General features: G+C 35.2%; 14 protein-coding genes. 6 read left to right on the top strand and 8 right to left on the bottom strand.

The features are described from left to right. Positions 1–16: 16 nt before the first annotated feature. From FJR48_RS04200 to dapE, 6 genes are read right to left on the bottom strand one after another with little or no spacing between them, the layout of a single operon-like run. Entirely contained in the window at positions 17–1,276 is a 1,260-nt protein-coding gene (locus FJR48_RS04200) for a nickel-dependent hydrogenase large subunit (RefSeq protein ID WP_152306907.1), read from the bottom strand. Then, positions 1,269–2,147, bottom strand: coding sequence for an NADH-quinone oxidoreductase subunit B family protein (locus tag FJR48_RS04195; RefSeq protein ID WP_152306906.1), 879 nt, complete (start codon positions 2,145–2,147; stop codon positions 1,269–1,271). The genes FJR48_RS04200 and FJR48_RS04195 overlap by 8 nt, the downstream gene beginning before the upstream one ends. Before the next feature lie 2 nt (positions 2,148–2,149). Further along, complete coding sequence (locus FJR48_RS04190; RefSeq protein WP_152306905.1) at positions 2,150–2,737, bottom strand: TetR/AcrR family transcriptional regulator; 588 nt, start codon at positions 2,735–2,737, stop codon at positions 2,150–2,152. Between the two features lie 9 nt (positions 2,738–2,746). After that, positions 2,747–3,124 (bottom strand): Rid family detoxifying hydrolase, encoded by a 378-nt coding sequence (locus FJR48_RS04185; protein WP_152306904.1) that lies wholly within the window; start codon positions 3,122–3,124, stop codon positions 2,747–2,749. Beyond that, the gene (locus FJR48_RS04180; protein WP_152306903.1) at positions 3,121–3,549 is read right to left on the bottom strand and encodes a thioredoxin fold domain-containing protein; all 429 of its coding nucleotides are present in this window, start codon (positions 3,547–3,549) and stop codon (positions 3,121–3,123) included. Before FJR48_RS04180 ends, FJR48_RS04185 begins: the two co-directional genes overlap by 4 nt. Position 3,550: 1 nt before the next feature. Further along, positions 3,551–4,648: a succinyl-diaminopimelate desuccinylase gene (gene dapE / locus FJR48_RS04175; RefSeq protein WP_152306902.1), complete on the bottom strand. Its 1,098-nt coding sequence runs from the start codon at positions 4,646–4,648 to the stop codon at positions 3,551–3,553. A 185-nt stretch (positions 4,649–4,833) separates the two neighbouring features. Here dapE and FJR48_RS12295 point away from each other — a divergent pair, with 185 nt between their 5' ends. Next, a complete protein-coding gene (locus FJR48_RS12295) occupies positions 4,834–6,276 on the top strand; it encodes a sensor histidine kinase (RefSeq protein ID WP_241856122.1) in 1,443 nt (480 codons plus the stop codon). Here the strand turns inward: FJR48_RS12295 and FJR48_RS04165 are convergent. Then, positions 6,273–9,302 (bottom strand): MutS-related protein, encoded by a 3,030-nt coding sequence (locus tag FJR48_RS04165; protein WP_152306901.1) that lies wholly within the window; start codon positions 9,300–9,302, stop codon positions 6,273–6,275. The two genes, FJR48_RS12295 and FJR48_RS04165, sit on opposite strands and share 4 nt — an antisense overlap. 193 nt (positions 9,303–9,495) lie before the next feature. On the opposite strand from FJR48_RS04165, the gene FJR48_RS04160 reads away from it, so the two are divergent. The 5 genes from FJR48_RS04160 to FJR48_RS04140 are packed head-to-tail and all read left to right on the top strand — an operon-like array spanning position 9,496 to position 16,278. Then, entirely contained in the window at positions 9,496–10,272 is a 777-nt protein-coding gene (locus FJR48_RS04160; RefSeq protein WP_152306900.1) for an OmpA family protein, read from the top strand. A 16-nt stretch (positions 10,273–10,288) separates the two neighbouring features. After that, positions 10,289–12,151 (top strand): TolC family outer membrane protein, encoded by a 1,863-nt coding sequence (locus tag FJR48_RS04155; RefSeq protein WP_152306899.1) that lies wholly within the window; start codon positions 10,289–10,291, stop codon positions 12,149–12,151. 18 nt (positions 12,152–12,169) lie between these two features. Then, complete coding sequence (locus tag FJR48_RS04150; protein ID WP_152306898.1) at positions 12,170–14,344, top strand: type I secretion system permease/ATPase; 2,175 nt, start codon at positions 12,170–12,172, stop codon at positions 14,342–14,344. Further along, positions 14,328–15,668, top strand: a complete 1,341-nt coding sequence (locus FJR48_RS04145) for an HlyD family type I secretion periplasmic adaptor subunit (RefSeq protein ID WP_152306897.1) — start codon at positions 14,328–14,330, stop codon at positions 15,666–15,668. Before FJR48_RS04150 ends, FJR48_RS04145 begins: the two co-directional genes overlap by 17 nt. A gap of 4 nt (positions 15,669–15,672) precedes the next feature. After that, the gene (locus FJR48_RS04140; RefSeq protein ID WP_152306896.1) at positions 15,673–16,278 is read left to right on the top strand and encodes a response regulator transcription factor; all 606 of its coding nucleotides are present in this window, start codon (positions 15,673–15,675) and stop codon (positions 16,276–16,278) included. Positions 16,279–16,296: 18 nt separating this feature from the next. On the opposite strand, the gene FJR48_RS04135 is transcribed toward FJR48_RS04140, so the two are convergent. Then, the gene (locus FJR48_RS04135; RefSeq protein ID WP_152306895.1) at positions 16,297–21,702 is read right to left on the bottom strand and encodes a DUF4114 domain-containing protein; all 5,406 of its coding nucleotides are present in this window, start codon (positions 21,700–21,702) and stop codon (positions 16,297–16,299) included. Positions 21,703–21,832 lie beyond the last annotated feature (130 nt).

The following is a 21,832-nucleotide window of genomic DNA, read 5'->3' as shown; positions in this document are numbered from 1 at the left end:
AATTTAATTTTTTTATTTAATGTGTAGTACAGACTGAACAAACATCAAATGTTTTAAAAACAAGTTCCGCTATTTTTTCATCTTTGAGTCCGACCATAGCTTTTTGCGAGATGCCTTGATTTTCCCTGCTTCCGCCTGCTAGATTCCATTGTGTAGGGGTTATTATTTCATAATTTTTTATTATGCCTTCTTCAAGGGAGACTTTATGGATAAGTGATCCGCGTGCAGCTTCAACAGCACCGACACCGCTAGCCGATACTTTTGATATATCTATTTGCGGTTCTATATATGAAGCTTCGCTCAAGTCTAGTTCTTTTAACAATGATTTAGAATGATTTAAAAGTTGAGCTATTTCACAAACTCTGGCTAAAATTCTGCTTAATATACTATCTCCGTATCTTCTATGAGCATCTTTTATAAGCGGTATTCTTTTTAGCATCGCACGCGATAGCGGACCTACTTCATAGTACTTATCTTTAAAAGAGACGTTTTTAGCAAATGATGATTTGTTTTGTTCCTCTTTTACATACTCATATGGCAAGTTTTTTGATATTCTTGTTTTATGAGATTTCCCGCTTTTAAAATAAGAGTTTTTACCAAAAACTATAAACCTGTCATAGCTTTTTCCTAGTTCTACCCACTCTTTTTCATAAATAATTTGCAAAATTTTTGCCAAGTCACCTTTACTTTTTAAAGCCATCTCAACATTATCGCATAGTATAAACTTTTCTACGTCAACATCAATTACGTTTCTTTCAAAGAACTTTATCGTCTCATCTATATAAGAGTTTATTTTTACAATATCCATACTCGTTACTTCACATACGACACCGCCAACTATCGCGTAAGACGTATGGGGATATTGGCCTCCAAAGGTAGCTATGGCTTTTCCCATTATCTGTGATGCATATGAGGCTTTTAAAACTTCTTGTTTAAATCCAAAAAGCGGAAACAATGTAAGATAAAACCATTTAAAATGGTTGTGTATAAGTTCAAAATTTAGTGTAAGTTCTCTTATTATTTCAGCTTTTTTACTTATTTTTAAATCATCGTAGCAGCTCTCTAAAGCTTTTACCGTAGCTATCAGATGGGCATGACCGCAGATGCCGCAAACTCTTGGGTTTATAACAAGTGCATCCAAGGCATTTTTGCCTTTTAAAATGTTTTCAATTCCCCTAGTTGAGTTAAATTTTATATCTACAAACTCTATTTTTTCATCTTTAAAGTTAAAATCAAGCGTAGCTTCGCCCTCTATTTTTTCTATCAGTTTAATCATCTATCAGCTTCTTTTGTAATCTCTCTATCGTAAATGCTTTTGTAATTCCGGCTAAGGTAAGATAAGTTCTTTTATTAACACCAAGGGGTAATTCCTGAGGGATACCCATATTTTTTTTCGTACTAAAAAGATTCTCTCTAGGAAAACTAGGTTCGGTGCATCCCATGCAAGGAAGTCCCGCTCTTGTTTTAGAATTTACTTCGTTCCAAAGTATTTTGTTACAGCTCCCGTGCGTAAAAGGGGCTTGACATCCATGTTCGTAAAACATACAGCCCTCAAGTTCGCCAAATTTGTGGTTATCTACCTTATATTCAAAATATTCGTTTCTGGTACATCCGTTGTGTATGCTATATGCATAATACTCTTTTGGTCTTAAAAGGTTGTCTAGTTTTAATTTCAACTCCTGTTTGATAGCAAAAAGCGTATTTACCAATATATCCGGATGCACGGGACAACCTGATATGTTTATGGCTTTATATCTAAACTCTTGTAGTATATCTATCTCTTTTTCTTCATCGAAAAACAGCCCCGTAACATCTTTATAAGCACCGTTTTTAAATATACCGCCGTATGACGCACAAGTACCAACGCTAACGATTTTTCTAACTTTTTTTGCATATTTTTTTATAATCTTTAGTATTGGTACGTCTGCACGTGTGAACTCTTTTGATACACTGCCCTCAACAAGTAATATATCACACTGTATCTCTTTTGATACTATATCTTCTAGTGAATACTCAGAATCAATAACGGGATGATAAATAAATTCAAAATTTTCTAAAAAATACTCTAAGTTCGGGTAATTAAAAAAAGCATGGGTATTTCCATTGCAAGACAAAGCACTTAGCCAAAGTACTTTTAGCTTTTTCATCTTTATACACTCAGAGCTTTGTAGATATTGTTAGAGATATCTTCAACATATTCGTCTAACTCTTTTGGTAGGATATTTTCACCTTTTAAAAAGACCATACCGCCAAGATAGCCCATGAAAAGACCAAACGCGCTGAAAAAGTCCTGATCTCTTAACTCTCCGCTCTTTACGCCCTCTTCAAAGTAGATCATAATCTCGGTAACAAACTCGTTTACACATATCATCCCCTGACAACTATCGACAAATACTTCACGGTTTGAGAGATAGATGCGTAAAAAGTAGTCTATCATTTCAGGTTTTGAAGCAGCGGTTTCAAAGTACATCTTTATAATCTTGGTTGTTTTTTCTTTTGTAGATATATCTTCTTCGTTAATCTCTTTAATCTTTTGCCCAAGATAAACGGATATATATTGGATAATCTCTTTTGCCAAAATATCTTTGGATTTAAAATAGTTATACATATTTCCGACACTCATTTTAAGAGAGTTGGCAATATCGGGAATTGTAGTATTATAAAAACCTTTAGAAGAAAAAAGTTCTAAAGATTTTTGTATTATAGCTTCATATTTTTGACGTTTCTTCGGTGTCACTGATATCCTTTATATAAGTGCAACGGCATCTATCTCGACAAGAGCATTTTTTGGTAATGTTTTTACCGCTACGGTTGAACGTACAGGTTTATGTGAACCAAATGCCTCTTCATATATGCCGTTTACAAGTATAAAATCATCCATAGATGCAAGAAAAATAGTAGTTTTCACTACTTTATCCATAGAACTTCCTGCTTCTTCTAAAACAGCTTTAAGATTTGCCATAACCTGTTTTGCCTGCGGTGCGATGCCGTCTTTTAAAACATCTTCACAACCATCCGGAAGCAGTGCAATTTGACCCGACGTATATACCATACCCTCAACTACTACGGCTTGAGAATAAGGACCTATTGCCGATGGAGCTTTATCTGTTTGTACGAATTTCATTTTATAATTCCTTTCTTTAGTTTATCACTATATTGCCAATCTACATCATCTACATATGAAGTAAAGTCTTCAACGTTCCAATAACCCAAGAATGTATATATAACTTGTTCATCGGGAGTTAAAAAATAGTGTCTTGGCACTCTTTTATGTTTTAAGTGCTTTGGAAAATAATCATTATCTCTATCTATATGCAATAATAAATATTTTCCTTCAAGTTTTTCTGCAACGGTCCAATCGGTAAGAGTTGTACTTTCAAACTTTCTACACCACCTGCAACTACTGCTTGTTATAAGCATATATACACGTTTGTTTTCTTTTTTTGCCTGAGCCATGACTTTTTTATAATCATTCGAAAACGTAAGTTCTCCTATTTCTTCTGAAAACAGCAAATTTACTAATAGTAACAGTATAAATATCTTTCTCATTTTACTCCCATATTTGGATTAATCTTTTAAAGACTTTATATAAACTCTCAACTTCATAAGCGGTAGTTCTTTCATTCACGGCATGTATAGTATCATTTTTTACGCCAAACTCAATAACATCAATACCAAATCCGGCTACAAATCGTGCATCACTTGTACCACCTGCCGTAGAATGCTTCGGTTTTAAACCTGTAGTTTCTTCTATTGCCAAATCAATATTTTTTACCAGTTTTGTATCCGTATTTGTACGAAACGGATAAGAACCCTGTGTTAACTTAAGTTCATAATCAAACTCTTTTAAATTCTGATGCACAAACTCACGGACCTCTTTTTGGGTAGTTAATGTAGTATTTCTTACATTAAACATCATCTTCAGCTCATTAGGAGTTACATTGGTTACCTGCATCCCGCTTCTAATATCCGTAACTACAAATTTTGAAGGGCTAAAGAACTCATCCCCTTCATCTATATTTATACCCGCCATATTTCCAAGTACGCCAGCTATATTATGTATAGGATTTATCGCTTTCTCTGGATATGCGGCATGACCCTGCTTACCCTTTAAAGTAATGTAGCCGTTTATAGAACCGCGGCGACCTACTTTTATAGCGTCTCCAAATTTTTTTTCACAAGTCGGTTCGGCTACAACTACTGCATCTGGAAGAAAACTTGTCTCTTTTAGATACTCCAGTACCTTTATAGTACCATAGGTTGCTTCACCCTCTTCATCACTTGTAAGCAATATGGATAATGTTCCGTTAAAATCTTTTACTTCACTAACGGCTTGCACAAAAGCGGCAACTCCGCTTTTCATATCCTGAGTTCCGCGACCGTATAGATAGCCATCTTTTTCAACAAGTTCGTATGGGTTTGTATCCCAACCTTCACCTGCAGGAACGACATCTACGTGACCTGCAAAACACAGGTGCTCACCTTCAGAGAATTTTTTATATATAAAAAGATTTTTAGTATCTTCTATATCTATTCTTTTTGCACTAAAACCGTCTAGATAATTTTCTATAAAATCAAGCAAACCTCCATCATCGGGTGTTTCACTTTTTGATTCAATAAGTCGTTTAAATAACTCTATTATTTGCATCTATTCCTCAGTTTTGTGGATTATCATAAAATATATAAGTTTTTTTCATATTGTTGTTTTTCTATAATATGACAACATTATACTTATAATTATTTAATACACTATTAGAAATCTCTAGTAAGCCCTCTTGTTCTCTAATAAATTGTGCTATCATACTATTTTTAAATATCAAGCGGGTTTTTTAAATGTTCAAATCTTTTATAAGTAAATTTGTATTTTTCTTTTGGTTTTTCTTTTTAATCGTAACCATACCGATATACTATTTTACTAGTTTTCAATTTAAAAATATTATTAGAGCTTCTGAAGATGAAAAAGTAACTATTATATTTAACTCTTTAAGACCTATAATTTCGATACATATTTTTCTCGACCAAGATAAACAATTAAACGAACTTTTAAATACTACGTTTGAAAATAAAGATATAAAATCCGTAAAATTGGTATCAAAACAAAATAAAGTTCTTTATTCGCAAGAAAGTAACGATTATAATCAAGACAATACCAAGGTATATACCGCTGATATTCTAGACTTGGTTGAACAAGAAAAGATAGCTACGCTTTATTTAAAGTATTCAAACCACTATATTACGCAATACAATGAAGAGATATTTATAGTGCTTCAATTTACTTTTTTATTTTCACTTATCATTTTCTCAACCGTATTTTTTTACATACGTTATGATCTTATAGCTCTTAGGAATATTGCAAATTCTTTAAGACAATACTCTATAAATAAAGACACCAAACCTATTTTACAATCAAGTAGAAGCAAAGAAATCTCTACTATAGCAAATGTTGCAAATGAAATGTTTGTTAATCTTGCAGAGTATGTTAAGCAATTAAAATCATTTAACAACGAACTGGAAAAACGTGTAAAAGATGAAATAAACAAACAACAAAACCAAGAACACATGATGATACACCAGTCGCGTCAGGCTGCAATGGGCGAAATGTTAGAATCTATTGCACATCAGTGGAGACAACCCTTAAATATCATAGGAATAGCAACTGCAAATTTAGAAACGGAATACGATCTTGGTTTAATCAATGAGAAAAAATTTCATGAAAAGATGGACGTAATCTCACTAAATTTAAATTATATGTCAGATACTATAGATGATTTTCGAGATTTTTTAAATCCTAAAAAAGATATGAGTATCTTTGAAGCTGAAAAAAGTATTGAAGATGTTCTAACAATCTTAAGCGCACAACTTCAAAACTATAATATAGAATATTCTCTTCAATGTAACGATGAACTGTTACTCTACGGCGTTGAAAACGAGTTTAAACAAGTGATGCTAATCTTACTTAACAACAGTAAAGATGCGATAAAACTGCAACAAAAAATAGAACAAAGCAAAAAAGGTAAAATACTAATAAGTATTAATCGTGAAAATAATCAAGGAATAATAAAACTATGCGATAACGGAGGCGGCATTGCATCTGAGATTATAGATTCTATTTTTGAACCTTACTTCTCTACAAAACTAAATGCAAACGGAACGGGGATAGGATTATATATTGCCAAAAATATAATCGAATCAAGAATGAACGGTAAGATTAGCGTGATAAATAAAGATTCGGGCTGTTGTTTTATTATATCAGTACCCTTATCTATAGGAAATTAATCCCAATCGTCTAAAACAAAACCTTTAGGCTCATCTTCATTTGTTTCATTTATTTCAGGTTCTTCTACAACTTTTTCTTTAGGTTTACTCATCTGCTGCTCATACTTTAGGGCAAGTCCGTTTGAAGTCATAACAAATCCGTCCACCCGTAATTTGCCCTCATGTATCTCTTTATGATGTTCTTTACATAAAGGGATTAGGTTATGTTTTGCATCTTTGTGAAAATGGTCTATGAAACCTGCCTGATTTGCTAGACTTTGATTATTTATATGGTGTACGTCTTCTGCCATAGCTCCACAAATAACACATTTTGTAACGTATAAATCTTTATTGTACTTAGAAGTTTTTTTCTTGACAAGCAGTTCAAGTTCGTCAAAATCTTTTGCAAGACGTTTACGAATTTTATTTGCAGTATCTAAAAACTCTTCATCCATATGCAAGGATTTTGCAAATTCAAGTCCGTAGATGCTGCTTCCGCTTCCTGCTTGAAGGACACGGTTAAACACAAGTGCATCTTTATCTTCATCATACTCAACGCTTAGATGCAAATCGACCACATTATCAAGACTTGTTATCTCTTTCATTGTTGAGAGCTGATGCAGATGCGTTGCAAACAAAAACAATGAGCGAACTTTTGCAAGTTTCATAATTGCAGATGCTACAATAGATACGCCGGATAGCGTCTCCGTACCGTGACTTATCTCATCACCCAAAACAAGTGAGCGAAGCGTAGCACGGTTAAATATATTTTTCATCTCCAGCATCTCAACGGCAAAAGTCGAGAGTCCTTTTGCCAAGTTGTCACGAGATACGATGCGGGTAAAGAGTGAATCAAACAAAGAAAATTTCATAACCGAAGCCGAAACAAAAAATCCAGACTGAGCCATAAGCGTAGCTATACCGATGCTTTTCATCAAAGAACTCTTACCGCTAGAGTTAATTCCGTATAAAAGTACACCGTTTACATCGTGTCCGTCATGTACAGATACATCTAACATTACAGTCTTTGGATGCGGCAGATCCATATAGTCACGATTTCCCATAACTATATCGTTTGGTACATAGATGCCTCCACGTTCTTGAACTTCTATAAGCGGATGACGAAGCTGCATAAGTTGCATAAAGTTATCCTCATCTGCTACATCGACTATCATCGGACGTGAATGGTTGTAAGTCTGTGCAACTTTTGATGAGCTGACACCCACATCCAAATCTGCCACATAAGATATTATCCTATCAAACAACAACGCATAACGACGTTCATACAAAGATTGAAGCTGAATATATCTCTCTTTTACAAGAGTAATTATCTTACGCCTGTTTTGCATAATCTTATCTGAGAGATTATCTGTAAAAGCAGATGTTATTTTTACGTTATTTGTAAGTTTTTTTACAATAAATTCACTAAACTCTTCACTCTTTTTGAATTCACTCTCTATCATAGAAAAACGTGTTTTTGATAAAGAGATATAATAACCCTCTTTTTCAAGCAAGCCCAAAGTAACAAGTTTATTTGAACTAGATGCATTTGCATCTTTTAGCATAGATTCTATTTTCGCCATGATATCATCAAATGCTATAAGCATCACAGAGTTCTCTTTTACAAGGGTATCTATGGCTTCATCAACACCGCTCATTAAAAAGTTCTCATCAACGGTCTGGTTTGTAAAACGACGTGAAACATCCAAATCTATACTTTTTTGAATATCGCGTAAAAACTCATCTATCTCAAACTCGGAAAAGGGAGTTTTTTGAATCTTATGTTTTTTTACATATTGCATCAACTCTTTAACGCTGACAATAGAATCGTAGATGTGGTTCATCTCAAATGGATGAAGCTTGCTTAAATTCAGTCTTCTTGAAAGCCTTTCCAAATCATAAATTCCACGCATAGTCTCATCTAAAAACCTTACGTGTGAGTTTACCCTCTCTACAAGATTATAACGACGCTCCAGCTCATCTTTTTCCATTATAGGATTTAGCAGTCTCTCTTTTAAAAGTCTTCTTCCTATTGCGGTTGAGCTTTTATCCATCATTTTTAGTAACGTGAATTCTTTTTTATCCTTAGATATTACACCCATCTGCTCTAGTGCATTATTTCCAAGATACATAAAACGGCGGTTGTCTATTGTTTTTGGCATTGAGAGTTTTTGAACTATATGATAATCATGTTCTACTACAAAATTAATCAAGATTGCTAAGGCTTCGGTTATCATAGGGGAACGTTCAAGGTCCAGATGCTCTATAGGAGATAAAAGAGACTGAATCTGATACACACCTTTAAAAAGTTCATTTTGAAAGTCTATCTTTGGTCTGTCGTTATTTACGCTGTAGTGGTAGTGCTCAGATATTTCAAGGTACTGCATCACGTGACGCTGATCGTCTATGCCGTCTAAAAACGTTATAACTACTTCACTTGTTCTATACACGTTTAAGAGATTAAAAACTTCATCAAGTGCATATGAGGGATCTTCACTCGTTCCGTGTGTCTCATACAGCCAAGTTTTTCCTGTTGTTACGTCTATAGCAGAATAACCGACGGTATATATATCTTTATGTTTATCTACTAAAAGTGAAACGATATAATTGTCGTCATTATCGACTATATAGTCAAAATTTGTCCCCGGAGACACAATTTGCGAAATATAACGTGAAATTTTAGGAGGGTTACCTTTTTGCTTCACAACAATAATAGTGTATTTTTGTTCAGAAATAAGGCGTGAGAGATACCTCTCAAAAGACACGGCAGGTACGCCCGCTAAGAGTGGATTTTTATCTGAGTTTTCAATAATATTTTTATTTTTTTTAGTCAGTTGTATATTTAAAAGTTCAGCTATCTCTTTAGCTTTTCCAATCTGCATATCATCGTTATTTACTTCATATACTTCAAAAAAAGTACCTATTTCCATAAACACTACGGTATCGTAACCATACTTATTTTCAAAATGTTCTTGCAGTTCAAAATATGTTTGCGTTAATAAATTTTTCTTATTATTTAATATTTTATCAACTTCAGAATGTTTCATATAGTTTTTTCACCTATCTTGCTTTTTATCACATTTATATCACGTTTTATCTATACCTAATATTGTCAGAATGCTTTGTCACAAATTTGTAATTATTTTTTCATATATTTTACGATTATAACATAAAAACTCTTTGCAAAATCAATTTTACCTGCTATAATCGAGCTAATAAAATTTAACTGAGGAAGTTAATATGAAAATTAAAGTAAACTTTTTAATTATAGCATTTCTGAGCGTTTCTTTGTATGCTCAAAATATAATTAAAGAAAATAATCAATCCATAAGTGAATATCAGTTTGTTAAACCGATTGCTATTGAAAAAGCTCCCGTTAAAGAAATTGTTCCCCAAGAAACAGTTTCGGATAAAGACGGAGACGGCGTACTAGATGAAAAAGACAGATGCCCTAACACTAAAGAAGGTGAAAAAGTTGATGAGTTTGGATGTTTAGTAAAACTTGATTCGGACAAAGACGGAGTACCTGATTCTGACGATAAATGTCCAAATAGCCAAGAAGGTACACAAGTCGATTACAGAGGTTGTGAAGTTGACAGTGACGGAGACGGCATAGCAGATTCCAAAGATACTTGTCCCGATACTTCAAAAGAGTTTGTTGTTGATGGTTACGGTTGTCCGCAGACTGCTACTTTAAACGTAAATTTTAAATCAAGCAAATGGGACATTGATGAGAAGTTGATTAGCGATTTACAGACTTTTGCACTGTTTTTAAAAGAGAACAAAGGTTATGACGTAATTATATATGGATATACCGACAGTGTAGGAAAAGCGGCTGCAAACAAAACTCTTTCTCAAAACAGAGCCGAAGCCGTAAAAGAAGTACTTACGCGTTACGGTATAAGCACTACTAGATTAACGGCAATAGGTAAAGGTGAAGAGAACCCGATAGGTGACAACTCTACTAAAGAGGGTCGTGCACAAAACAGACGTATAGAAGTTGAACTTCTACAATAGTTAAAAAAGGAATATTATGAATAAAAAACTAATCTTTTTACCGCTAAGTTTAGTAACACTACTTAGCGCACAGGACTTAAGAACAACTGTTGAAGAAGTTATAAACACAAACCCTACTGTACAAGAGCGTCTTAAAAACTATAATGCTACAAAAGAAGATATAAAAATAGCAGAATCGGAGTATTATCCTACGCTTGATTTATCTATAGGCGTTGGAGTTGAAAACAATCAGAAAAAAACCGATTATAGCGGAGCTTCCACTTTAATAGAAAAAGGCGGACCGAATATAACAAACAGTAATACGCTTTCTGTTTATCAAAATTCCCTAACTTTTACCCAAAATGTTTTCAACGGTTTTTCGACTACAAATAAAATATCTCAACAACAGCATCGTACAACTTCAGCTGCATACAGTTATATAGAAAATGTAAACGATATATCTTTTAAGATGGTAGATGCATATCTTCAAGTTATGAGAAACAAAGAACTTTTAGAAACAGCTCAAGCAAATGTGGATATAAACGAAGAGATATTTAAAAAAGTGCAAAAACTCTACGATGCAGGTTTAACTACTCTCTCGGAAGTAAATAAAATCGAATCATCTTTATCTTTGGCAAAATCAAACTATGTAGTTCAAGAAAACACCCTGCTAGATGTTACATATAATATGCAAAGAGTTTTTGGACGCTATTTAGATGTTGATAAGATGCAAAAACCTGTTTTAAACGTTGCCCTGCCGGGTAGCATAGAAGAAGCTGCACAATATTCTATACAAAACAACCCTTCACTTTTAGTAGCTGCATATAATGTTAAACTGGCACAAGCGGGATATAAACAACAAAAATCTGCTTATTATCCGACTATAGATATTGAAATATCTCAAAATATGAATAAAAATCTCTCGGGTATCCAGGGAAAAGATGAAAGATTACGTGCGATGGCGTATCTAAGATACAACCTATTTAACGGTTTTTCAGACGAAGCCAGAGTTCAACAAAGCGTATCAAAAATTCATCAGGAAGTTGAGAATAAAAACGACTTAAGAAGACAAGTTTTAGAAGGACTTAACTTATCATGGGCTGCTAATGAAAAACTGGGCGATCAATTAGAGCATCTAAACGAATACAAAAAATTCTCGTTTAAAACACTTACTTTATATGCTAAAGAGTATGACTTAGGTCGTCGTTCTTTACTTGACTTGTTATCTGCCCAAAATGACTTTATAGGTGCAAAACAGCAGATTATCAATACACAATACTCTATGCTTTTTGCAAAATACAGAATTTTAGATGCTATGGGGACACTTGTTCAGACTGTTTTAGGTAATACTGACATAGTTTATTCAAACGTCGGACTAAACGGTAAAACACCTCAAAATATGGATAGTCTGCCTATTTCGTATGATAAAGATTTAGACTTAATAGTTGATGAGTATGATCTATGTAGCAACTCTTTAAACGATAAAATGAGAAATATATACGGATGTAAGTTTGTATTTGAGGATACCTTAAAAATCGAAAGATATACAGGTTTTTACACAAACGATACAGATGATAATAATGCAACGGCACTTAACGAAGAGGGTACATTAAAACTCAACGGTTTAGTACAACAAATTTCCCCTTACGGATTTGAGTATTTGAAGTTTGATATATTAGGAAACGTAGATGATGCTAAGATGAGTGACCTTGATAAGATTGAACTCTCAAAACAAAGAGCTATATACGTAAAAGACCAACTTGTTAAAGCCGGTGCTAAAGAGGAAAATATTAAAATACACGCTAACAGTGACAAAGCACCTATGTTTAGTAGGGAACTTGATGAAGCGATAGAGAAAAATAATCGCGTGGATATTGTTGTAAAAAAACTATATAAATAATTTGAATAAGGGAAATATATGTTAATAGCTGAAGCTGACAATCTAAGAATGGATTCGCTTTTAGATTGTTTAGTACTATTTACAAAGTTATATCATAAACCGTTTTCGGCTGAAGCTTTATCAGCCGGACTACCGACGGAACCGGGGCATGAAACACCCGAACTTTTTTCAATAAACAATGCAAAAGGTCTTTTTTCACGTGCAGCCGAAAGAGCGGGATTAAAATCATCTCTAATAAGACGACCGCTATCTCATATATCGACTCTTCAGCTTCCTATGATAATACTCTTGTCAAATCAAAGTGCCTGTATATTAGAAAGATTTAGCGAGGACAGAACACAAGCAAAAATAATCATGCCGACCGATGAAGCGGTTGAGCAATGGGTTGATTTAGACGTACTTGAGGATGAGTATATCGGCTTTGGTTTTATGATAAAAAAAGCGTATGAATATACAGACGATAATACAAGGACACTTCATCTAAACCAGAAACATTGGTTTTGGAGCACTATAAAGCTATCATTGCCTATATATAAAGACGTTATATATGCATCTTTACTTATAAATATTTTTGTACTTGCATCTCCGCTTTTTACTATGAACGTATATGACAGAGTCGTACCAAATAATGCCATAGAGACTTTATGGGTTTTTGCAATAGGTGTTGCAATCATATACGGTATAGATACGTTTTTAAAATTTACCCGGACTTTTTTGCTGGAGACTGCCGCTAAAAAAAGCGACATAATTATGTCCTCAATCATCTTTGAAAAAGTGTTGGATTTAAAAATGGCACACCATCCTGCATCCGTTGGTTCTTTTTCATCAAACTTAAAAGATTTCGATTCAATCAGAAGCTTTTTGACAAATGCTACAATGGCAGCTATTATCGACTTGCCGTTTGCCGTTATATTTTTGGCAGTTATCGGATACATAGGCGGAAGTATAGTTTTTATACCTATGGTTACTATGTTTTTAATATTGGCTTACGCTTTTTTTATAAAAAACCCTCTTAGAAAAAGTATAGAGAGTACACACGAAGCCAATGCCAAAAAGAACTCTATCTTAATCGAAACTCTAAATAATATCGAGACTTTAAAAACACTGGGAACTATTAATCAAGTTCAATATAAATGGGAAGAATCTACAGGAGAGATAGCAGGTAAGAGTTTAAAATCACGTTTACTCTCCGCTTCAATTCCAACCGTAACTCAACTACTTATTCAGCTAAATACAGTTATGATAATTATTTACGGCGTATATCTTATTCAAGACTTCGAACTCTCCATGGGTGGACTAATTGCTATAGTTATACTAACATCACGTACACTTGCACCTATGGGTCAAGTAGCTGCTCTTATGACTAACTATGAAGATACTAAAACCTCTTATGAGACTCTAAATGACATAATATCCAAACCAACAGAGAGACCTAGCGGTAAAAAGTTTGTTGAACGTCCTAAATTCAGCGGGCATATAGAGTTTGTAGATGTAACTTTTACTTATCCAAATACTGAAATTCCTGCACTTAAAAATGTTTCTTTTATTATAAATCCGGGTGAAAATATCGCTATTATAGGTCGAATAGGAAGCGGAAAAAGTACAATTCAAAAGTTGTTATTAGGGCTGTATGAACCGGACTCGGGTCAAATTTTAATAGACGGAATCGATATTAAACAGATAGATCCTGCAGATTTAAGAAAAAATATCGGTTATGTATCTCAAGATATTATGCTATTTCGCGGCACGGTTAAAGACAACATAACTTTTCGTGCGTCCCATGCATCCGATGTTGCAATGATAAAAGCAGCAGAAGTAAGCGGAACTTCGGAGTTTATAAAAAAACATCCAAAAGGGTACGAGATGCCTGTAGGCGAACGCGGTCAAGGACTCTCAGGCGGACAGAGACAAAGTATAGGTATTGCACGTGCTTTCTTACTTGATGCACCTATTATGCTTATGGATGAGCCTACAAATGCTATGGATCAAATAACCGAATCTAAACTGCTTGATAATTTAGAAACAAATTTAAAAGATAAAACATCGATTATAGTTACACAAAAAATGACGATTTTAAAAATAGTCGAGAGAGTAATCGTACTCAATGAAGGTAAAGTTTTTATAGACGCTCCAAAAGAGGAAGCACTTTTAAAACTACAAGGTGGAGGCAACAAAGTTGAGCAAAAACAATAAACCTGTAGAATATACTGATAAAGATTATGAATTTATGCAGAGCCTTAGCTCTGCTATTTTAGAACATACACCAACCAGAGTTAGTGCTATTATAAAAATATGGTTGATAACTATAGTAGTTTTTATTATCTGGGCTTCTTTAGCCAAAATAGATGAGATTACACGTGGAGACGGCGATGTAGTACCATATGGGCAAAATCAAATTATTCAAAATCTTGAAGGCGGTATAGTAGAGTCTATTTTTGTTCACGAAGGTCAAACAATAAAAAAAGGCGATAAAATATTAAAAATCAACAATGCCGAGTCTCTTTCAAAATCTGAAACAAATAAAATGAAGTATGAAGAACTACTTGCCAAAAAGTATAGACTAGAAGCTGAAGCTAATCAAGAAGAGTTTAAAAGTGAACTTACGGATAATCCGGAACTAAATAGACAAATAGCACTGGCTAAAAATCTTTATGAATCCAATAAAATAGAATTTGAAGCAAAAGACAATGTTATAGTACAACAGATAGAACAAAAAAAACAAGAATATAAAGAGGCAAAAGCAAAGTTAAAATCTTTAAACGTATCACTTGAGTACGTATCGCAAGAGATAGCTATGACCGCACCTATGGTTCGTGAAGGTGTAAAGAGTAAGGTTGATTTTTTAAAACTAAAACGTGAAGCAAACGGTATAGAGAATGATATTGAAGCTGCCAAGCTTTCACTTCCGCGTATTGAATCAACCATAAAAGAGTTTAGACAAAAAAGAATTGAAAATAAACAACTCTTCATTAATACCGCAAAAAAAGAATTAAATGAAGTAACAGCTGAAATTCTAAGGCTTCAAACACAACAGGTCGCGTATAGCGATGAAGTAAAAAGAACAGTCGTTACCTCGCCTGTAGATGGAATAGTACAAAAATTATACGTAAACACGATTGGCGGTGTTATAAAGCCCGGTGCGGATTTGGTTGAGATAGTCCCTACAAATGAAAAGCTGTATTTAGAGGTAAAAATAAAACCTAGCGATATAGCATTTTTACATCCCGGAGCAAAAGCAAAAGTAAAAGTATCTGCTTATGATTTTGCAATACACGGCGGTCTTGTAGGAAAAATAGTCAATATCTCTCCCGATACCATAACCGATAAAGAAGAAAATACTTTTTATCTTATCAATATAGAAACGGAAAAGAATTATTTAGGCACAAAAGAGCATCCTTTAAAAATCATTCCGGGTATGACGGTTAGCGTTGATATTGTAACCGGTAAAAAAACAATCATGCAGTATATTTTAAAACCTATTTTAAAATCTAAACAGTATGTATTCTCAGAGAGGTAGATAGATGCAGATTATTTTTTTTAGTTCAGATGAAAATACTATCAATGAATGGAGAAATAAATACAATACACAAGACTTCAAGTCATGTTATGATATAGAATCTCTTAACAATGAAATCAAAAATATTGAAAAGTTTATTTTAGTATGTGATTACGATAGTATTGCACATGACTTAAATACTCTAATATCTTCTAAAACCCTTCCTTACTACAGCGTAGTTTTAGAACGCTCGCCCGCAATTGCTACGGGAAAAATACTTATAAAAAACGGAGTAAAAGCATATGGAAACTCCAAAATGCTTCTAAAACACTTTAACCAACTTGTAGATACCGTAAAAGAAAATAAAACTTGGACTTATCCTGAACTTACTGCCGCACTTGTAAAATCTACAAAAAAAACCTCAATTAATTCGGATGCTGCCGAGTTGATAGAATCAAGATTAACATTAAAAGAAAGAGATGTAGTATTGTTGGTACTTGAAGGTTTAACGAACGACGCTATTGCAAATGAACTTGGTATTACAACAAGAACGGTAAAAGCACATATAAGTTCAATATTTTCTAAACTTCATGTTAATGACAGAATTTCTTTGGTTTTATTATTAAAGTAGTTAAAACGTAAAAGAGTCTTAAGACTCTTCTACTTGTATCTGAGTATTAATCTCTAATGTTACGCTAGTATCACCTTCTATAGATACATATTCTTGGTAGGTTTCACCTGTCTCAGAATCAGTTTTAAACTCACCTAAAGCCCACTCGGCATCTTCACCCGTAGTATTTAAATCAACACTATCGGTTTCATCACCGTCAATACGCATTGTATTGCTATCATCAGTTATCTCCAGAACATCTTCTAGAGTTATCTCGACGTTTTGAGCACCTTGACCAAGGTCTAGTGTATTTACTCCATTTTCGCTCATTTGAGATATCGCACTTAAATCTATCTCTGTAACAGAATCTCCGACAAGTGTATCTACAACTATATTATCACCTGTATCTTCATCAGTCGTATCTTCATCAACTGCATCTATTGTTTGCTCATCAACAGTATCTTCAGGTATCTCATCTACGGTATCTTCAGCCGTCGTATCTTCATCTACCGCGTCTATCGTATTTTCATCGGTTGTGACTTCATCCGAAGCAGGCGTATGTACTACATCGTCAGTCGTATCTTCTTCTACTGCATCTATAGTATCTTCATCAACGGTATCTTCAGCCGTAGCTGCAATATTTACTACTGCATCCGTTGTTTGCTCAGGAACATAGTCTCTAGTTTGTTCATCCACCGTAGATTCAGCTACAGCATCTGTAGTCTGTTCATCCGTAGTTTCTTCAGCCTCAGCCTCAGTGTTTACAACATCACTTGTATCTTCTGCAACTGCATCTACGGTTGATTCATCTGTTGTATCTTCCGGTATCTCATCTACCGTATCTTCTGCCGTAGTGTCTTCATCTACCGCATCCGTAGTATCTTCATCCGTAGTTTGCTCATCTACGGCATCTACCGTACTCTCATCTGTTGTAACTTCATCCGAAGCAGGCGTATGTACTACATCGTCAGTCGTATCTTCTTCCACTGCATCTATAGTGTCTTCATCTACCGTATCTTCAGGTATCGCATCTACCGTATCCTCATCTACTGTACTCTCAGGCACTGCATCCACAGTTGTTTCATCTGTTGTGACTTCAGGTATTGCATCCGTAGTAGCTTCATCTACTGTTTGTTCAGCTACGGCATCCGTTGTATCTTCTGCTACAGTGTCTTCATCTACCGCATCCGTAGTATCTTCATCCGTAGTTTGCTCATCCACTGCATCTGAAGTTTGCTCATCTGTAGTTTCCTCAGGTATGCCGGTATAAGTAGTTTGTTCATCTACGGTATCTTCATTTACATTATTTTCAAATACACCGTTTTGTATATCTAAGTCAGTATGCAGAACAACATCATTAAAATCTTTGTCTCCGTTATTTGGTAAATCTTCTATACTTATAATAGTTCCGCCTTCACCATCTGATTCAAATATAAAGTGATCTACTCCATCACTGTTATGCTCAGTTTGAGAATAAAATGTAGGACTTGAAATAGCTTCACCGTTAACCAGCAATACAGGTTTATCTCCAGAGTTATCAAACGTAATTACGCTGTTAGCATCAACGAAACCGGCACCGTTATCTATAATAAAGAATCCATACTCCTGACCATCACTTAGCATATCAGCTAATTGTGTACCGTCTTCAAGTAAATTTTGATTATCGATAAGTACCTGAGCGTTAACAGGGTTACCGTTTTCATCTATAATGTAGATACCGACTACATTACTGTGTCCTGCATCCTCATTAACATAATCTATACTACCGCCTGTACCGCTTGTAGTAGTATCCTCAGGTGTAGTTTGTTCTTCACCGCCGTTTGTAGTTTGCTCATCTACGGTATCTTCAATAGTTACTGCATCCGTAGTATCTTCATCTACGGTTTGTTCTTCTGAAGCAGGCGTATTTACAACTTCATCGGTAGTATCTTCTGCTACTGCATCTATAGTGTCTTCAGGTGTAGTTTGTTCGCTTACCGCTTCTGTTGTTTGTTCATCTATCGTATCTTCTTCTATCGCATCTACGGTTGATTCATCTACAGTTGATTCAGCCACGGCATCCGTAGTATCCTCATCTACCGTTTGTTCATCTATCGCATCCGTAGTTTGCTCATCTGTCGTATTTTCAGCAGATTCATAAGATGTATCTTCATCTACCGTACTCTCAGGGATAGCATCTACCGTAGCTTCATCTACTGCATCCGTAGTGTCCTCAGGCGTTGTATTTTCAGAACCGTTATTTTCTACGGCACCTCCGACTTTAAACTCTTGACTATGGTGTCCCCAACCATAAGCATTTCCAGTGTGAATTACTTCATAAGAATCAAATACTGTTCCGTCATTTATTGTTATTGTCGTATCTGCATTATCATTAGAGTTATATACATCATCTATGCTGATTCTTCCGACTTCTACACCGTCTTTATAAAGGATAACTTCACCCTCATCTTTACTTGGTTTATAAGATTTAATCTCAATATCCAAGTCATCCACGTCATGTCCTAGTGAGATAATACCTGTAGAATCACCTTTATGATTTAAGTTAGATGTATCTGCTCCGCTGTTATCATAAGTATCTTCATCAATCGTACTCTCATCAGTTGTACTTTCATCTACTGCATCAGTAGTATTTTCTGCTACCGCATCGGTTGTTTGCTCATCCGTAGTATCTTCTACTTGAGCATCTTGAGTTTGTTCATCTATGGTTTGTTCAGGCGTTGCATCTGTAGTATCTTCTGTAGTATTGTTTACGATCTCAGTAGTAACGCTTACCCATTTTCCATCTGCATTTAGTACATATCCCGCTTCAATCATTGCAGCTTCATCGACTACAGGAGTAGTATCTACAACTATCTCTTCTAAAGCATCCCCTAGTTTAGTATCATCCGTAATCATTATAGCCGTTTCACCCGATTCTGTTTGAATGATATTTAAGTAATCTGCATCTGCACCTTCACCGACACCGATTACGTTTAATTCATCGATATTATTTTCTACAAATGATTTCCAGTCTTGAATTGCACTATCATAATTTGAATCAACTCTCCAACTGTTATCGTTCGGTTTTCCGTCAGATATAAAGAAACCTACGGTTTTATCTGCATCGTGCCCGCTAAAGTCTATGTCATCAGTTGCCGTAATACCGTCATAGTAGTCTGTATTTAAGGTACTTATGCTTAACTCTGAACCATCTTGGTAAATGTGATACCCATCAGCACTCATTGTTAATGAATTTATATAATCTATAGCATCATCACCGTTCATCCAACCGATATTTTCTGCATTTTTACCAAACAGAGTTAAATTTACGTCAACGTCTCCACTATCTTGGTAAGATTTAATAGTAGTTATTAACGATTCTTTAGCAATTTCAAATCTTGTAGTTGTAGTTCCATCTTCTAATTCAACTACACCACCCCATTGTGGACCTGACATAGATCCTGACACATCTAATGTGATTACAAGATTTGTATCTTGACCTGTTGATCCATCATCGTTAGGAAGATAGATAATATCACTAGCTTCAACAAGAGTTTCAGTTCTTACTTCAGTTGACTCAGGCACATCTTGAGTTTGCTCATCCGTAGCTTCTACCGTCTGCTCATCTACTGTATCTTCAGGTATAGACGTATCTTCATCTACAGTTTGCTCAGGTTGTGCATCCGTAGTAGCTTCATCTACCGTACTTTCAGGTACGGCATCTACAGTTGCTTCATCAACAGTATTTTCCGGTGTAGCATCCGTAGTATCTTCATCAGTAGTTGCTTCATCACTTGCCGGAGTATTAACAACTTCATCAGTTGTAGATTCAGGTACTGCATCTACAGTATCTTCATCCGTAGTCTCTTCCGCTACTGCATCTATTGTACTCTCAGGTTCCGTATCTTCAGGTCTTTGGCTTATTATTTCATATGAAAGAACTGTTGCCTCAGGTCTAGCTTCTGTTATAACATTCTCATCAACCGTACTTTCCGGGATAGCATCTGTCGTATCTTCATCAACAGTACTTTCAGGAACTTCATCTACCGTAGCTTCATCCGTTGTATCTTCTGCTACTGCATCTATAGTATTTTCATCTACAGTACTTTCAGGAACTTCATCTACCGTAGCTTCATCCGTTGTTTGTTCATTTACCGCATCGGTAGTAGCTTCATCAGTAGTATCTTCCGCTACCGCATCTACAGTGTCTTCATCTACGGTCTGTTCAGCTTGTGCTTCCGTATTTATTACATCACTTGTATCTTCTGCTACTGCATCTACCGTACTCTCATCCGTTGTAACTTCATCACTTGCAGCTACATGTATTATTTCATCTGTAGTAACTTCATCACTTGCAGCTACATTTACTATAGCGTCCGTTGTAACTTCATCCACTGCATCCGTAGTTTGTTCATCCGTTGTATCTTCAGGTTGTGCAGCCGTATGTACTACATTTTCTGTTGTATCTTCAGGTATAGCATCTATTGTTGCTTCATCTATAGTGTTCTCAGGAACTTCATCTGTCGTAGCTTCATCCGTTGTATCTTCCGCTACCGCATCCGTAGTATCTTCAGGCGTTGTATCTTCCGCTACCGCATCTATAGTATCTTCATCTACGGTTTGTTCAGCTTGAGCTTCCGTATTTACTACATCACCAGTATCTTCATCTACGGCATCTACAGTTGATTCAGCAGTTGTATTTTCAGGAATTGCATCCGTAGTAGTCTCATCAACGGTACTCTCAGCAGTTGCATCAGTAGTAGTCTCATCTGTAGTATCTTCACCCGAAGCAGGAGTATTAACTACACCGTCGGTTGTGTCCTCTTCTACTTGGTATCTCGTATCTTCTGCTAAAGTGTCCTCAGGAGTCGGAGGTATCGTATCTTCTGCAACCGTATCCTCTGGAATATCCGGAGTCGTATCTTCAGGAGTAGTATCTTCAGCTGCAACATCTGAAAAGTCAACTATAGGTTCTTCATCATTCTTTTCTTTTTCTTCTTCTGAAACTCTCTCTTGGTTAGCATTGAATCTCACGTCACGTAAATCAGCTTTAATATCTGTAGAAGCTCCGTTAAAGTCGGCAAAGTCAGCTTCTCCGCCTTCAGAAGATTCAACAGCTTCTTCACCAGCTGCCGTTTCTATGTCTTCTACATCTATATCCTCACCGTATTCTTCCATCAAGTTCTCGATAGCTCCGTTATTTGTAGCTACTTCAGGTTCTGAAAAAGCAGGCTGTGTTAACATAGTATCAAAAAGTTGTTCTTGATTTCCAAGTACAACAACATCACTACCGTCTTCTAAAGAGATGATTACACTATCGATGCCGCTGTTAGAATCAGCACCTACAAGAGATTCACCTTCATGTATCTCATACCCTTCAGTTACCTCACGTAAAGAACCGTCTTCGGACTTAATGTAAAACTTACCGCCGTCTATATTCGTTATTTTTCCTATTACAGCTGACATGATGAACTCCTAAAAGTTTTATTTTATTATGTAATTATATTTTGAATGTAGGGGAAAAGTATATTGTACCCGAGTACAATTATATTCAGGCATATAAAAAATAGTATAATACCTCTTTTTAAAATAGAGG

This window comes from Sulfurimonas lithotrophica, assembly GCF_009258225.1.
Lineage (GTDB): Bacteria > Campylobacterota > Campylobacteria > Campylobacterales > Sulfurimonadaceae > Sulfurimonas > Sulfurimonas lithotrophica.
The sequence above is the reverse complement of the archived record's forward strand: the minus strand, read 5'-3'. Positions and strand labels throughout refer to the sequence as shown.